Annotated in this window: 12 protein-coding genes; 3 read left to right on the top strand and 9 right to left on the bottom strand. The window is 42.5% G+C overall.

The annotated features are described in order from the left end of the window. Positions 1-169: 169 nt before the first annotated feature. On the top strand, positions 170-634 hold the full coding sequence (locus tag HNR65_RS11925) for a hypothetical protein (protein ID WP_181551732.1): 465 nt from the start codon (positions 170-172) through the stop codon (positions 632-634). A gap of 92 nt (positions 635-726) precedes the next feature. After that, the gene (locus tag HNR65_RS11920; RefSeq protein WP_181551731.1) at positions 727-1,254 is read left to right on the top strand and encodes a hypothetical protein; all 528 of its coding nucleotides are present in this window, start codon (positions 727-729) and stop codon (positions 1,252-1,254) included. A 239-nt stretch (positions 1,255-1,493) separates the two neighbouring features. Here HNR65_RS11920 and HNR65_RS11915 read toward each other — a convergent pair whose 3' ends face one another. Beyond that, positions 1,494-3,455 carry a hybrid sensor histidine kinase/response regulator gene (locus HNR65_RS11915; RefSeq protein WP_181551730.1) on the bottom strand — a complete coding sequence of 654 codons (1,962 nt, stop codon included), beginning with the start codon at positions 3,453-3,455 and terminating at the stop codon, positions 1,494-1,496. A 965-nt stretch (positions 3,456-4,420) separates the two neighbouring features. Between HNR65_RS11915 and thyX the strand changes: the two genes are divergently transcribed. Beyond that, positions 4,421-5,053: an FAD-dependent thymidylate synthase gene (thyX, locus tag HNR65_RS11910; protein ID WP_181551729.1), complete on the top strand. Its 633-nt coding sequence runs from the start codon at positions 4,421-4,423 to the stop codon at positions 5,051-5,053. A 10-nt stretch (positions 5,054-5,063) separates the two neighbouring features. Here the strand turns inward: thyX and HNR65_RS18265 are convergent, their stop codons facing one another. The 8 genes from HNR65_RS18265 to HNR65_RS11870 all read right to left on the bottom strand — a co-directional run bounded on the left by HNR65_RS18265 (position 5,064) and on the right by HNR65_RS11870 (position 14,385). Continuing rightward, positions 5,064-5,732 carry an endonuclease III domain-containing protein gene (locus HNR65_RS18265; protein WP_353740030.1) on the bottom strand — a complete coding sequence of 223 codons (669 nt, stop codon included), beginning with the start codon at positions 5,730-5,732 and terminating at the stop codon, positions 5,064-5,066. 13 nt (positions 5,733-5,745) lie between these two features. After that, positions 5,746-6,750 (bottom strand): hypothetical protein, encoded by a 1,005-nt coding sequence (locus tag HNR65_RS11900; RefSeq protein ID WP_181551727.1) that lies wholly within the window; start codon positions 6,748-6,750, stop codon positions 5,746-5,748. Next, positions 6,750-8,756: an ORC-CDC6 family AAA ATPase gene (locus HNR65_RS11895; RefSeq protein WP_181551726.1), complete on the bottom strand. Its 2,007-nt coding sequence runs from the start codon at positions 8,754-8,756 to the stop codon at positions 6,750-6,752. Before HNR65_RS11895 ends, HNR65_RS11900 begins: the two co-directional genes overlap by 1 nt. A 10-nt stretch (positions 8,757-8,766) precedes the next feature. Continuing rightward, a complete protein-coding gene (locus tag HNR65_RS11890) occupies positions 8,767-9,741 on the bottom strand; it encodes a phosphoribosyltransferase-like protein (RefSeq protein WP_181551725.1) in 975 nt (324 codons plus the stop codon). 4 nt (positions 9,742-9,745) lie between these two features. Continuing rightward, complete coding sequence (locus HNR65_RS11885) at positions 9,746-10,945, bottom strand: DNA cytosine methyltransferase (protein WP_181551724.1); 1,200 nt, start codon at positions 10,943-10,945, stop codon at positions 9,746-9,748. Positions 10,946-11,626: 681 nt separating this feature from the next. Then, on the bottom strand, positions 11,627-13,861 hold the full coding sequence (locus HNR65_RS11880) for a phage/plasmid primase, P4 family (RefSeq protein ID WP_181551723.1): 2,235 nt from the start codon (positions 13,859-13,861) through the stop codon (positions 11,627-11,629). 97 nt (positions 13,862-13,958) lie between these two features. Next, positions 13,959-14,138 (bottom strand): hypothetical protein, encoded by a 180-nt coding sequence (locus HNR65_RS11875; protein ID WP_181551722.1) that lies wholly within the window; start codon positions 14,136-14,138, stop codon positions 13,959-13,961. Then, positions 14,128-14,385 (bottom strand): MerR family transcriptional regulator, encoded by a 258-nt coding sequence (locus tag HNR65_RS11870; RefSeq protein ID WP_181551721.1) that lies wholly within the window; start codon positions 14,383-14,385, stop codon positions 14,128-14,130. The genes HNR65_RS11875 and HNR65_RS11870 overlap by 11 nt, the downstream gene beginning before the upstream one ends. Between the last annotated feature and the right edge of the window lie 175 nt (positions 14,386-14,560).

Genomic DNA, 14,560 nt, shown 5'->3' with positions numbered 1-14,560 from the left:
AGGCTCTATCCGGTTCCATTGTTCATTTGTTATGTCCATCTTGATTATATTGCATAATCAAGTTCTTATGTCTAGTTTTTTTGAGATGAGTTGTAGACCAATAACGATAATAACCTTTAATCAGTAGGAAGGTTTTGCATTACACGTTTGTATTTGAAGGATCGGGTAAATGTCGCAGGTAAATTTAGAGTTCGCCTGTGGGGAGCAGCGAAGCGAATTGACTCATCATAGACAGAGAAGGCAGCAAATCTTCGTTTGGAGCAATAGTATTCTGCTGGTAATCTTTGGTGCTTCTCTTGCAGCAAATCAAAATAGTCATTGTTTCTCAATCAAAGAAGGAATTCCAGAAAGAATACTGGTATCCGTGCTTGTAACAGCCCTTACGTTCTTCTGCGTTTCTTGGCAGTGGTATCATCGCAAGCGCGAGGTTCGACATCAGCAAAATATCGGGAAGATTTACGGTGTGATGGGCTTGGCTGGCTGTGAAAATTCGATATATCCTGGTCACTATGATAAATGGGGGAAGGAATCCGACTTCTTAGGGACCCTATTGCTCAAACCAAGCCGTTTAGCTGCAACTGCGTTGATCGGCATCTGTACTCTATCTGCTGTCTGGGTGGATCTAATATTCTGAGATTCACAATTAAAAACGCCATTGCATAAGCTAATCCAGCCGACGCAAAAAGCCGCGCGGCTGATTAGCCCGTTCACAAAAGAGAGACATAGATGAAAATCCTTGTTTACAAGAGAACACACCAAGGAGACCCAGGGCCTGACGGATGCTTTGGAATTCATGATTGTATGGGGTCTGTTCGAGACCGAGTTTTTGATGCCGTGATTGGTGTCGGTGGCATCGGTGCCGAAGCTCAATCGCAAGGCATATCAGGAATGATTAACTGGATTGGTGTTGGGCCTCATAAAAGAGAGGTTGGAAAGCGAGGATCGGAAGTAACTTTTGAGCATTTTGTTTATTACGGAAAAGAAGGTTTGGATTTCAGGCTAAATGCTCCACTGTTGGCAGAGAGAATGTACACGTATAACGTCCGAAGTGCTTTGGACGGATTGACCGATGATGAGAAGACTGAAGCAATGGCAATTGTTCAATTGGCCCTTGATGCCCCTCCATCCCCAGCTCTGGATGGCACGACAGGAAGCGAGGCTGCATTGAGCAAATGCAAACGCGATGGTCGTTCAATTAAATGCCCCAAGGTAAAAAAATTTGCAAAGGAGCAAAAAGCTAAGCGCTGTAAATGACGACCAAGATTGCGAACCATGCGGTTCACACCGACCGCTGATCGCGGCGGGTGACCGCCACCGTTCAATGCAACATAACTTGCCAGTGCCTTCTCAAGTGCCGCGCTTCGCAGAATCTGCACATTGGTTCTGCCATGACCCTCTTTTTTCATAATGTACTGCTATTCACAGTCTTCCTGATTCCAGGCTCCCATTGTTCTGCTGTTTTTTGCCCCGAAAATTATTTAAACAGGCCAGTATCAGCTTAACAACGCCTCCCGCACCTTGAGGGATATATCCTTTAAGGTAAAAGGCTTTTCAATAAACAGAAGATCCTCGCTTTCCATATTATGATGCGCGATCACATTGTCTGTATAACCGGACATAAACAGAATTTTGACATCCGGGTAAAGTTCCTTTAGCTGATTGGCAAAATCCCGGCCATTCATCTCCGGCATGACAATATCAGTTATAAGCAGGTCAATTTGGTTGAGATGGGCTTCAGCTAACGCCATTGCTTTATTTGGCGTTTCTGCTGTCAACACTTTATAGCCCAATTTTTCAAGCATAAGCCTGGCGATCCCCAGAACTTCCTCCTCGTCTTCCAGAATCAGTATTGTCTCTCCGTTTCCTTTTACCGGAGATTTTTCCTCATCCGCACTGCTGTCAACCGCGTCACCTTCTTTATGGCGAAGAAAATATACCTTAAAACTCGTTCCTTCTCCGGGTTCACTATAAACGTTGACAAATCCGTTGTTTTGCTTGGCAATACCATAAACCGTCGGCAACCCTAGACCTGTGCCCCTGCCCATTTCCTTTGTGGTAAAAAAGGGTTCAAACAGATGGGACTGTACTTCTTTGCTCATGCCACAGCCGTTATCACTTACCGCAAGCATGACGTATTGTCCCGGAACAAAGCCGGGGTGTCCGCCGCAGTACTCTTTGTCAAATTCCACGTTTTTGGTCTCAATAATTACTTCACCTCCTTCATAGAAGGCGTCCCGGGCATTGACCACAAGATTTATCAGGATCTGGTCAAGCTGGGAAAAATCCATCTTTATAAGCCACGCGTTTTTTTCCGGCTTCCAGAAAAGGTCTATGTTTTCGCCGATAGTTTTTTCAAGCATTTTGAGCATACTCGAAATACTATCATTTAAGTTCATCACTTCCGGGGTAATGGCCTGTTTTCTGGCGAAAGCCAAAAGCTTGCGAATAATAACTGCCGATCTTTTACCTGCATCCCCAATTTTCCGGGCATTGTCATACATGGGCTCTGTAGGAGAAAGCACATCCGCCATCATCTCCGCATACCCGTTAATAATGGAAAGCATGTTGTTAAATTCATGGGCAATCCCGCCTGCCAGACGCCCCACTGACTCCATTTTCTGTGACTGAAGCAACTGCTGCTGCAGGCTTTCGTGTTCTGCCTCTGCCTGCCTTCGTTCAGTGATATCCCTGGCAATGATACAGGTTCTTTCATTGCCGAGGCGGTCTTGATAAATTCCCGTTGAAATCTCTACAGGAAAACGGGTTCCGTCTTTTCTTTTAAAATTAAGCTCTCCCTTGAAATTCCCATTCAGCGCCCGTTGTTTTAACGCTTCTGAAAGCCTTGGATCGGTTTCATCCACCACGCCGTCCCTGCCACCGGCGATAATTTCGGATTCTGTCATTCCCATCATTTCACAAGCGGCTTTGTTTGCGGCAAGAACTCTGCCGTCCGGCACCGTCAAAAATATGGCATCAAGACTGTTTTCAAATAGAGCCCGGTAGGTTGCCTCACTTTCCCTTAATGCTTCTTCAGCCTGTTTGCGCTCGGTAATGTCTGTGGCAAAACCCTGGATAAAATCAATTTTACCCTTCTCATTCCGAGAAGCCTTGGCATGCATGGAAACCCAGAATACCCCCCCTGTTCGGCTTCCCCATTGGCACTGTAAATTTTGTATCTCGCCATATTCCCCCAAAACCTTCTTCAAGTACTCCCTGTCCCCTGGATTCGCATAGATCTCCTGTCCGATATCGGTTATTGATTCGATCAGTTCACGGGGAGTTTCATAACCCAGCATACTGGCAAGTGTCTGATTAACTGACATGATCCTGCCTCCAGGTGAAGACGTGAATATGCCTACAGGGGCATTCATCAAGGCTTCAGTGGATATCAGGGGTTCTTTCTTAAGGGGTGGTTGGCCAGTGGGATTTTTATCAGAAGGTCTACTGTGGGGCATAACAGGCTCCCTTTGTATCAGGTTTGAACGCTTCCTTTATACACGACGGACTTTATTCATCATAATCACAGTTTAGCTTGTTTCATCAATAATTCAAGCACTTTTGAACAGATTTTTAAAAGCTCTGCCAGCATCCCCTTAAACTCAAGGTTTTTCAGGATAGTGGAGGTGATGAGAGAGTAGACGGTTGGGGATATTGAAGAGAGGTGGAGATAGAGGGAATGGAGGGTAGCGTAAGGGGTATAAGGTTCTGTAATAGATTATAATATTACTATACTGCTACTCCCAAAACAATGCCCCAATGATGATCTGACCAGAAGACAACTGATCCTGACAGAGGGACCAAAATAAACACCACGTTCGTTCGTCATTTAAATTATTTTACCAATAAAAACGATTAGTTTAAAGTTCCATACTGGCACAGACAATCTCCAGCATTTGTGTCAGCACGGAGCGAGCACGAATAGTCGAGAACTCTTTCTGAGCATCTGTCAATGGAACTTAAGAAGAAGCTCCTTTATTGGACTGGGTATGAACAATCATTCACAACAGAAACCTCCTATACCTGTTTTCACACAACGGTAGGTTGAATCCTGAATCCGACACCCTTAGGCTCTGCTGCAGTAATATCGGCTTGTTACCTCTCATCAACTTTTGCGTAATCTGGGATTTTTCCAGACTTTTACCTCCCCTTTGAAGAGAGAATTTTGTCTTGATTTTTCGGTAGACAGCATATAAGTTTTTATATCCCTGTCCCATCTACATGGAAAATGTCCCAAAGCGGAATGTAACCGCTTGAATTTTATAGATTCGGTTTTTGAGTTAGGTTGAAATCGATAACAACAGTAAAAACACTAAAAGCTTCTATATTCGCAGGATACAGCTTAGAACATATTATGTCGTTGGGACACCAGGGAAGTTTTTACATTCTTTGCAATATAAATACAACAGACTGAGGATTAGTAATGAAGATAATAGCCCCATCTTATGAAATACTCTATATGCCTGACAGTAATGACGTTTTAAAATATATAGAGTTGGCTGGACGAACTTGTTACAAATCAGAAGGAAAAATTACTCCTGATTCTGCTATAGACTTCGTTAAGAAACTGATGAAATCAGGCCACCACAGCGTAATCGAACATGTCTACATAACTGTCCGATTTATATGTGATCGAGGGGTCAGCCATGAACTCGTTCGCCACCGGCTAGCATCATATAGCCAGGAGAGTACAAGATATGCAAATTACTCAAAAACGAAATTTAGCAATGAAATCACCGTAATAAAGCCCCCTTTTTGGGAAGAGGGCTCAAAGGAATACAATATTTGGATGGAAACCATGCATACTGCTGAAAAAGCCTATATGAACTTGATAAAGAACGGGGCACGCCCGGAACAAGCTCGTAGCGTACTCCCTAATAGTCTTAAAACAGAAATTGTGATGACATGCAATATACGGGAATGGCGGCATGTATTTTCCTTGCGATGTTCTGCGGCTGCACACCCACAAATGCGCGAGATAATGCTTCCCTTGCTAAAGGAATTACAAGGGTGTATGCCCGTGATATTTGAAGATTTACCTATAGAAGAGAAATAAGGTGCGAATATTAAGATTTCTGGAATTTACAATACCCTGAGATGCAACAGTATTCGCAGCTAGGGTGATGCCCCCTGCAAACATTTCTACCATGTTGCACACATAGAACGTGGAAAGAGTAATATAGATCTTTTGGAACAATTTTGGACATTAAAACGTGCGCATCCTTGCTTTTTCCACAATTACACCATCCTAACCTTGAAGATAGACGGAAAACATGTACGTCTACGGGTAAGACATTAAAACCAAATGAAAACATCATAATGCATTTCGCAGATTTTAGGCCTACCCCAGGTAGGTGGAGCAAGTATCTTTCAACCTCATCCTTTGGCAGATTTTTTAATTTGGCCATTGATACTGAACCAAATTCGGATTTCAAATATTTAAGAGTCTTATAAATATTGTTGGCCTTTTGTTTGGATAACCCGGCACATGTTATAACCTTGGACAATTCCATCGGTGATGCCTTTTCCGCTGCACTCCATGAAGGATAATGTTTTTTAAATGCCCTATAGGCTGACTTAGTTCCCTTTTCATGTGTTCTTAAAGACAACAAAATATACAAATACTCGTCTAATGGATTGCTCTTGTTCCCCAAGGAAGAAATAAGATATTGGCTTTGGAGTATGGAGCAAACTGTTCGGACTGTCTTGTCTGTAGGGTAGACTTGGTTTTGCATAATTTGTCTATTATTACAATAGATACAAGTCTTGGCCATCAATTCTTAAGCAATAGGCGAAGACTTGGGGTTCACCATCTTCCTCTGCGACCCCCTCTGAATAGAAGGGGTAATATTCCTTAGGCTGTGTGTAATACACCGGGAAACCGTTTAATTCCGCAAAAAGACACATTGCCAACGAAACCGTTTTTGGACCGTAAGGTGCCAACAACGTATAATCATTTCCCATATCTGAAATATTTACTAATCGATCGAAGCACTCCGGTAAATCCCAAGGGTGAATTCTAATAGGGTCAGGTGCAACATCACTGGGCAGATTCTTTTCCAATCTTCTTATAAATTCCCAATTACGGTTGAAGTTCGGTGGTCCCGGAGGAAAAGGGAGAAGCAGATTAACTGTTCCTTGATCATAACCTTGCTCAAGAAAATCCGGAAGCCCTAATGGGCTAAACCCTATAGCAATTATTATACGCCTAACTTTCGGTTCAGGATATTTTGTAGGCCCAAATAGAGGGATGGGACTCCATGGTTCGGGGTCTTGAGCTAAAAGTTGGCCATAAGTATTAGGCCTAGTGTAAGTGGCAATTATGTTTTTCTTTGTACGGTCTTCCATAGCCAATCTGATTATAGGAAAAAAGAATCTCTTGGGCAAAGCCGAAATATCGATTATAATGTTATCATCAAAAGAAGATAGAATATTTTGTATACCCTTTACAAGTTTACTATGCCTATCAAATAGTTCATATTCATGAATCTTGGTAAAGTCTAGCAAACCGAGGGACTTTAAATCTCTCTTCTGTTTCTTTAGTTGGGCGTTCGTATCGGAAGTGAATATCGAAGGAGGATCCTTCACAAAAAAAAGATTATAGCTAGCTAATTTCCTATCGCTATTTAATATATCTAAAACCTTAAGTCCTCTTTCTTCAGTTGAAAAAGATCCAATTAAATTCCATTGATCAATGCTCAATCTATTAAGAATCCATGTCAGTAATCCCCACGGGCGCCAGTAGTTTCCCATTATTTATCCTCTTCTGTTTCTAAATCAAAGAGTGACAGTTGCCGAGGTGTAGCACCTTTGGTTATTACTTCTGCTTTGATCATCCATTCTCTTATTTCAGAGATCCTAACATAAGATGGTTCTTTGGTCCTCTGTGCGGGCAATCTATAGTAAGGCGAAAAAATAGGGTTTAGGTAAAATTTTGTCCGAGGTAGCTTGTCTGGTGTTTTGGTTGTGTGTGGAATGTCAAAAAGAGCCCCATAGTCCGCCGCCTGCTTCAAAAAGCCACCTATCTCTCGATCCCTTTCAAGTTCCTCGTTCTTGATTGAAAATCCGTTCCCACCGGGATAAGACATTGCAAGATCGTAAAGCATATTTTTGTGAAAAATAGCACCTAAAAAGTCTATAAATTTCTTCCTAACATCTCCCCCGGGTTGCTCTGTTAACTTATTTAACCAATATGTGCTTGCGGCGTGTATCCCGATTGTTTGAATTTCATCAGGTATCGGCGTTGGAAGTGGTAAATTATCTATATTCTGCCTCTTTTCATGTTCGGAGCGAACCCAAACATGCCAAATATGCTGACAGATACTGATATAGGCAAGTATATTTCCACCACTAAGGTGAATTACTTCTTCTTTTCCTGTCCAGATCATTCTTTCGGCACATCGGCCTGCAATTTGCATCAAAGCAATGTGCTTTCTTTCTTTTTTCCAGTAAGGTTTTTTGTCAAAAGGCAGTTTATCATCTATACATACAGGATGGACGAACTCTCTATTTTGTCTAAGCCAACCTTCGTAAAGCTTCGCAGAAAGTGGGCTGGCCTTTGTAATCTCCTTAAGTGTTTTCTGGGTTTCGTCTGTCCAGGTACTTTCAATTTTGACTGCCCGAGATGGGGATTGTCCGCCGTATCTACGAGCCTTTTCCTCAGGGCTTAGGCCTTTTCCCAAGACTCGTAGCTGTAAATCTTTGCAATCATGTGGTATTTTAAAGCCGGAGTTTTTTAGTCTTCGTTCAAAAACATCTTCGGTGAACCTGGGAAAAATCCAACCCGAACGGTTCTCATGGCGTTTCGTAACTTCATCCAGATTAATGATTTTATAATCCCGCTCCGCTTCGAGTCTGGCAGAGGTGCCGTAAATTTCTAAATCGGTTTCCCAACCGTATTTCCTAACACCGATCCTATAGGAGATATTAGGATTTCTAAGTCCGATACACTTATTGATAATCCTTTTAAATTGTTTCCCAAGTTCGCCATTCCAAAGTTTCAAATGCCCCAACTGTTCATATTGATCAATTCTTATAAAAACCTGCATTTTTTCGGGGATTACCTTTGTTTCACGAAGCAATAAAACTGCCTTTGATATTGGCTCGCCAACAGAAGTCTTTGATCGAATAATATCCTTGGGTATTTTATCTATATTGTAGTTAAAAAATTTCCGATAAGTTTGTATCCTCTCGTTTATTTTTTTTCTTAGTGACTCAAAATTTTCTGAATCCTCCAAATAGCCAAACCAACAATCGTCTTTAGACAAGGCCTTTGAAAATTTGTTTAAATTTGAAGAGGTAGCTTTAAGTCCCAAACTCTTGGCTATTCTTCCGTTATTTGCTTTTTCCAAATCTAACAATGAATTGATAATATCATTAACAATCCAATAGTTTATAAAATCCGCGAAAAACAGGGGCAGCTTTAAGAGGTCTTCCTCTTCAGCATTATCTACTGGTCTTTGACCAAAATCCAACGCTCCGCTACGAGTAAGATTAATTCCAGCCCCTATAAAATTACTATATTCTTCAGGGATTGGCAGTGTTTCGTTTAGCTTTGAATATGCTAACCGAATATCTGTTTTTAATAAATTGAGAAGCATGCTTTTGCCACTCCCCTGCACCCCCATAAGAACAACGTTACCCGGTTTAAATAGTGCAAGTGCAGATTCCACCAAAACAGGGCTAAAAAGTTTAACGAAATCTTCTGGAGATGTTGTTTCAGTGACATATAATTCATGAAACGGATTTAATTTCGGCATTTTCATACCCTCACACTCTCGATGACCTTGGAAAAATCGGGTACCAACTGTCTGAGTGATAGTGTATCATAGGAAGTGTATTATCAGGACAATTGGTGTACATGACTATTAACCCCCCCGTACGATTATACCCGTAAGGGGAATAGACTTTTAGATTACCTCCTGCCGTGCCTCCGGTGACAAGGTCATGATTATTTACTATTAACTGTCGCAAACTATCTGTAAACTCATCCTCGTTGGCCGATGGAATTTCTCGTATAAATAACCCCTCATCTAAAAGTAAAACGGGTTCAATGCTCAGATTGGAGTATGACGATGCTATATTCTGCACGCAGTTTAAACCCTCGGGGCAGATAATCAAAGGAACGAAAATTATCTTGAAAGGTGCTGGCAAGACTTCAGCAGCAAACTCCACAGTTTCTTTCGCCTGACTACCGCTGCCAACAAAATCCTCTAGCAAAACAAGCCGTTTTATATTGTTTTTTTTTACATAACGCTTTATTTTATCTTCATTACCAAATTCAAAAAGATCTCGCCAATAAGGGCGATGATCGTGGCCCGATATATGATTTACATGATAAAATGCGGAAATCTGCATGCTGTCTGTGATTGGGCAAAACCATGTGTGTCTGACTTCTTCGCTTAGAACTGGTCTTTTTACTATAGTAGTTAAATCTTCGCCTAAGTCCTCCACTATCCACCTTGCTATAGGCCCATTAAAAGCGGCGCGATAAAGAGAATTGAATTCTTTGCTCCCAACAAAAAATATCTTCAGAATAAGCTTAAAAAGTATCTGTTGTTCAAAATCGCTTTTGACGTTGTTCAGCCATCGTACTAGTCGATTGAGGAAATCCGGATATTCCGCAATTGCAGGTTGATATTCAGCAAATCTCTTTTCAGCCAAATACTCAATCTGTTGTTTAAGAAAAATGAATTCATCCTTCAGATCCGGCCAACGGTTAATCTTTTCTGTTATTGTCTCCATAGGCTTAACCTCTAAAAAAAATATCTCTCAGATGCTCTCCTACAATTCTCGAGAGGGGTGGGGGAACAGCATTCCCGATAAGTTCATATTGTTTTTGCTTTGTACAAGGAAAGATGAAATTGTCTGGGAAACCTTGTATACGGGCGGCCTCCCGTGTCGAAAACCCTCTATGTTCCTCGGGATGAAGAAAATAACGGGGATCCCCAAAGCGGGTATCCACCGCGTATGAAGGTTTTTCCCAGTCCAGACGCCTGAATTTACCATTAAAAGTATGGGACAAGTCATAATAATACTTACCCACCTTCCTTAAATAGTTCTTTTGTCTAAGAGATTCAAAATATGAACGAGTGGCATAACCAAGTATCGAAGAAATCCTTGAGATTAAAACAGGGTCTGCATCGCCAAATGCACGCCTACGCTCTCGTCTTCTTACTACCATTATAGTTTCGAGGATTTTGCGCTCCCTTGTAGTTGTCTTGCCGAATACTTCGGGGATGTCCCATGTGTGCACAGCATTTGGTCCGCCTCTCACATTGCATAGTTTTTCGCCCTGCCCAATTCTTTCGGCTATTTTATAATATTTACTGCTTTTGTTTAAAAACACTGGGGCATGATCTTTAGAGTTTTCAACCCCTTCTAATGCGGTTCGTAATGATACCTTGCCGATGGGTTCTATCCCAATTCCATTTATTTCGTATTCCTTTTTCCACGCAATTATCAAGCGCCTTTTTCTCAACTGCGGGACACTATATTCGTCGGCATTAAAAACTAACTCGGTTGTATAGTATCCGTTATTATAGAACATACTATTTAAAGTATCCCAAAACTCCTTGTGCTTACCGGAAGCTACACCATTCACATTTTCAACAACTACAACTTTCGGATTTAGTGCTTTTGCAAGGTGAAATGGTGTGTATAGTAAGAAATTTCTTCGATCATCAATTAATCGTTTGCCTGCTGTAGAGAAGCCTTGGCAAGGTGGCCCTGCTATCAGAAGATCAATATCGTAATGACAGTTCTCAGGAAGGAAATTTGTGGACAAGTCTAATATCACACCTAAATCACCAAAATTTTTTCTATGAACCTTTATTGCATTCTTGTCAATATCATACGCAGCGACACACCTAAACCCAGCTTCGGTGAATCCGAGATCCATACCACCACAACCACAGAATAAACTCACGTATTTAGGTTTATCGGCCATTAGTAACCCATTACTTTGGTTGATAAAATTATTTTTTTGTATATTATTTTTGTATAAAGGTTGTTATATGTGGGTTGCTGAATTGTCAGGCAATCATAACACTATGATTTATGGCTCTTCAAGTCGTCGCTACATTATATAAATTAGGTGTTGATATTATTTCATGATTGCTGGATAAGTAATCAATTAGTAAAAATCTTAGGGTCTTTATAATGTGACCGTTGGTTAAACTGCTTAAAGAATTATTATAACTATAATGATAGGAAGCTGTAAAAGTCAAGTACTTTTCGAACAGTTCGCCCTCTCGTACTATTAAAACTTAATGCGGTTACATAGCAAGTTCTTTGTTGCCTTTTTTCAAGGTCCAAAAGTCTCTATAAACCGGCGTCCCATTTTTAGATGTCCGAGTGGTAGCCCACCAGAAGCCTCTATCCTCCAGTGGGCATATCATTCATCTATCTACAGGCATCAGCTACCACCACTTCCGCTATTCTGCTGCTGTACCAGCCTGTCCTTATTGCCTGTTCATTCCTGTATTGGTCACCACTTTACTGGCTGCTCCGGTAGGGATATGCTGACTCTACTGACCCATTTAACACAATTTTGAAGTTTTTTTATAAAGAAAATTCATATAGAAAAAAGCGAAATTAGCCTCAAATGAGTCAGTTTTGCTAAAATGAGTCAGCCTACCTGGTCTGGAAGAAATTCCTCTACCAAGCTTATACCCTTCCATCCTTTAGCACCACTGTTCCCTATACGGGCCTGAACATAGCCTTTCTCCCTTAGCCGTCTGCTAAAGGCATTCTTTTTTAGCGGATAATCCCCGTTCTCATCACACCAGTTTTTATATGCCTGATAGAGATCCCTGAACAATACCCTGCTACCGGGGCTTTCTATACAGCATTCATTGATAAAGTCACTGATGATATCCATCTCGTTTTTATATTCATCCGTAGCGGCGGAAACTTCCTGAGGTATTCCCAGGCCGCTATTCTGCCACTCCATACATCCCTGTATCGCCCAGGAGAGGATACCAGAGAGTTCATCCCGGAGCTTGTCCAACAGCTTGCCGTCTCTTTCATTTTCCGGGATGGTTACTTCAAAAGGCACCAGCTTGATCCTGCGCCAGATAGCATAGTCCGTGCCCTTAATAACCGGCTTGTGGTTGGTGCCCAGGAAAATTTTATAAGTAGGCTCGAAATCAAACCACTCCTGATGGAGGAACCTGGCTGAAATTATATCGCCGCCTGTCATCTGTTTGATAAGGCTCTCGGCAAGCCGCTGTTCGGCTTCGGCCTCGGATGCGGTAATAAACCTGGAACCTTTCAGCCTGGCGATGTCGTTGGGAATAGCGCCTTTTTGTTTAACCAGGAGGGTTTCGGTAGCTGTTTGCTGGCCGTAATCCCCCATTAGCATATCGATTGTCCTGAGAAACGTTGATTTTCCGTTGGCACCGGAGCCGAAAAAGATAAACAGGCACTGCTCAGAGACATCACCTGTTAAGGAATAGCCCACAGCACGCTTTAAAAATTCAATAAGGTTGGCGTTTTTGTCCATGATCCGGTTTAAAAAACTCATCCACTGCGGGCACTTGGCATACGGGTCAAAATGAATTTTTGCCAGCTTGGTGATGTAATTTTCTTTCCGGTGGGGGAAAAGCCTGCCGGTACGAAGATCCAGGGTACCGTTCAAACAGTTGAATAAAAACCTGTCGCAATCAAATTCATCCGGCTTGATGGCCACCTGGTTATCACTTTGTGCCAGGGAAACCATGGAACGAATCCGACTTTCGGATTCTGAAGATACCGCATGCTTGGCAAGGGCCTGGCGTTTACTGTCATCCTCGGTCTTTTTGGCCTCATGATAAATTAGGCGTACTGTTTGCTTGGCAAATTCCCTGATCCGGTTGGTTTCATCCGGGCACCACCTGCAGCCGTCCCAGATAAACCAGGTCTTCCAGGCATGGCAGTAGCGGATCTTATCACCGAAATGATATACAAGCCGCTCTGCGTTGCCTAGATCCGTGCGGTTAAATTCCGGCTGTTGGGTTGATGTTTCCGGTTTTTCCTGCCGGGAGTTGCCAGAGGTTTCAATGGCCTTCTGAATGGTTGTCTGACCATAAGTGCTTCCGTCACTGTAATGGGCCTCGTCCCACTTGGGCCGGTACAGGCCTGAGTTGCGAAAAAGCTTGTCAATAGCCTCAGGATTTTTGCCTGAATAATGAGTAAGAAGCTGGCACAAAGCCAGGTCGGCCTCACTCTGTGAATGATAATCCTGGTAATTGCCATCCCAAAGAGCTTTAAACTTTTCAGTATCGCCTGCAGGCATGGATTTTTCAGTGCCGTTGTTATTCCCGGTGTCATTTGTTTGTGGAGAAAGGAGCTTGTCATACAACAAATTTATCGCATCCTCTCTTTCGGCTATCTGTTTCGGTGTATTTGCCATCCTGTTGCCGGTGATGGTGAAAAACCGCGCCTTGTCATAAACCTCTATTTTGTCCTTGCGCAGGCCTCTTCCGGGGAGTTTTCCCTTCACTATGATATGAAGCCCCCTGCCAGACGGGCTAATTTCAGTGTAGCTGTTAAAACTTTTCACCAGGGTTTCCATTTCCGGGCTAAGGCCGTCATCAAGACAATCATCCAGGTCAATGCCCAGATAAGGATCGGTTTCGGAAAATACAAACCCGATGCCGTCAAGATCATTGTCCCGGTAATGTTTAAACGCCTTGGCAAAACTGCTCCAGGTATCCGGGGTATTGGTTTTTGCGTAAAGGCCGGTATTCGGGTCTATGGGCCTTTTGACAACTTTTCCGTTTTCTTTATATTCACCCTTCCAGGCTATCCACTGCTCTTTATTCAGCAGTTCCTGGGGGATCTCCTTTAAATTAACCTCTTGAGTTATAGATGTTTGTTTCATGGTTCATATTTCCTCCTTTTTCTTTCTTTGTGGCTCGCTGGCCGTATTGCTTTTGTGAAAAGCCCGCTACCCTGTCCGATAGCGGGCTTCCTTGTTTTTATTCCTTATTGTTGTATTTCCGCATCTCAGATGCCAGGCTGTAGAGGTTAAATGTCAGCAGATCAATCAAACAGCGGCTGAACTCTTCATGATAAAGCTGGCAGCCGGTTTCCAGGCATTCTCCTTCAACGAAAGGGCAGATTTTTTTCTGCCGTGAATTTTTCTTTTTAACTGCCATTGCTCTCACCTCCCTTGTCCATATTTGCGAGCTGTAGCGCCCTGCGTAACTGATAACCATAGTCCCGGTACTGCTTTACAGCCTTGAGGAATTCAATTTGTTCCTCTGAATACCGGCGATAAGATCTGCCTCCGCAGACAACTCTTTCAGGCTGGGGAATATAGGCCTTCTCTTCCCAGAACCTTAACTGCTTTTCAGTAATGCCGGTTAGTTTCGCGACATCACCGATGGAATATGTTTTTTCCATTTAAACCACCCCCTGTGAATTTTTTTGAGGGAGTAAAAAAAATTGTCCCTCTACTCACAGAGAGGTTAGTTTATTCTGGGAGGTGAAATATGAATTTTGGGAGGGGTATGGCTATGGGAGCTGGGGGTTTATGGGTCTGTGAAATCATTGATGTGGGATGGTTTAGGAGTATGCA

It is taken from the genome of Desulfosalsimonas propionicica, from assembly GCF_013761005.1.
In the GTDB taxonomy this organism is placed as follows: Bacteria; Desulfobacterota; Desulfobacteria; order Desulfobacterales; family Desulfosalsimonadaceae; genus Desulfosalsimonas; species Desulfosalsimonas propionicica.
This window is presented reverse-complemented; position numbering and strand designations above follow the sequence as displayed.

What these genes read in the sequence shown, in the direction of transcription:
- HNR65_RS11925 (WP_181551732.1), top strand. Translation starts at nt 170, where the DNA reads ATGTCGCAGGTAAATTTAGAGTTCGCCTGTGGGGAGCAGCGAAGCGAA.
- HNR65_RS11920 (WP_181551731.1), top strand. Translation starts at nt 727, where the DNA reads ATGAAAATCCTTGTTTACAAGAGAACACACCAAGGAGACCCAGGGCCT.
- HNR65_RS11915 (WP_181551730.1), bottom strand. Translation starts at nt 3,455, where the DNA reads ATGCCCCACAGTAGACCTTCTGATAAAAATCCCACTGGCCAACCACCC.
- thyX (WP_181551729.1), top strand. Translation starts at nt 4,421, where the DNA reads ATGAAGATAATAGCCCCATCTTATGAAATACTCTATATGCCTGACAGT.
- HNR65_RS18265 (WP_353740030.1), bottom strand. Translation starts at nt 5,732, where the DNA reads ATGCAAAACCAAGTCTACCCTACAGACAAGACAGTCCGAACAGTTTGC.
- HNR65_RS11900 (WP_181551727.1), bottom strand. Translation starts at nt 6,750, where the DNA reads ATGGGAAACTACTGGCGCCCGTGGGGATTACTGACATGGATTCTTAAT.
- HNR65_RS11895 (WP_181551726.1), bottom strand. Translation starts at nt 8,756, where the DNA reads ATGCCGAAATTAAATCCGTTTCATGAATTATATGTCACTGAAACAACA.
- HNR65_RS11890 (WP_181551725.1), bottom strand. Translation starts at nt 9,741, where the DNA reads ATGGAGACAATAACAGAAAAGATTAACCGTTGGCCGGATCTGAAGGAT.
- HNR65_RS11885 (WP_181551724.1), bottom strand. Translation starts at nt 10,945, where the DNA reads ATGGCCGATAAACCTAAATACGTGAGTTTATTCTGTGGTTGTGGTGGT.
- HNR65_RS11880 (WP_181551723.1), bottom strand. Translation starts at nt 13,861, where the DNA reads ATGAAACAAACATCTATAACTCAAGAGGTTAATTTAAAGGAGATCCCC.
- HNR65_RS11875 (WP_181551722.1), bottom strand. Translation starts at nt 14,138, where the DNA reads ATGGCAGTTAAAAAGAAAAATTCACGGCAGAAAAAAATCTGCCCTTTC.
- HNR65_RS11870 (WP_181551721.1), bottom strand. Translation starts at nt 14,385, where the DNA reads ATGGAAAAAACATATTCCATCGGTGATGTCGCGAAACTAACCGGCATT.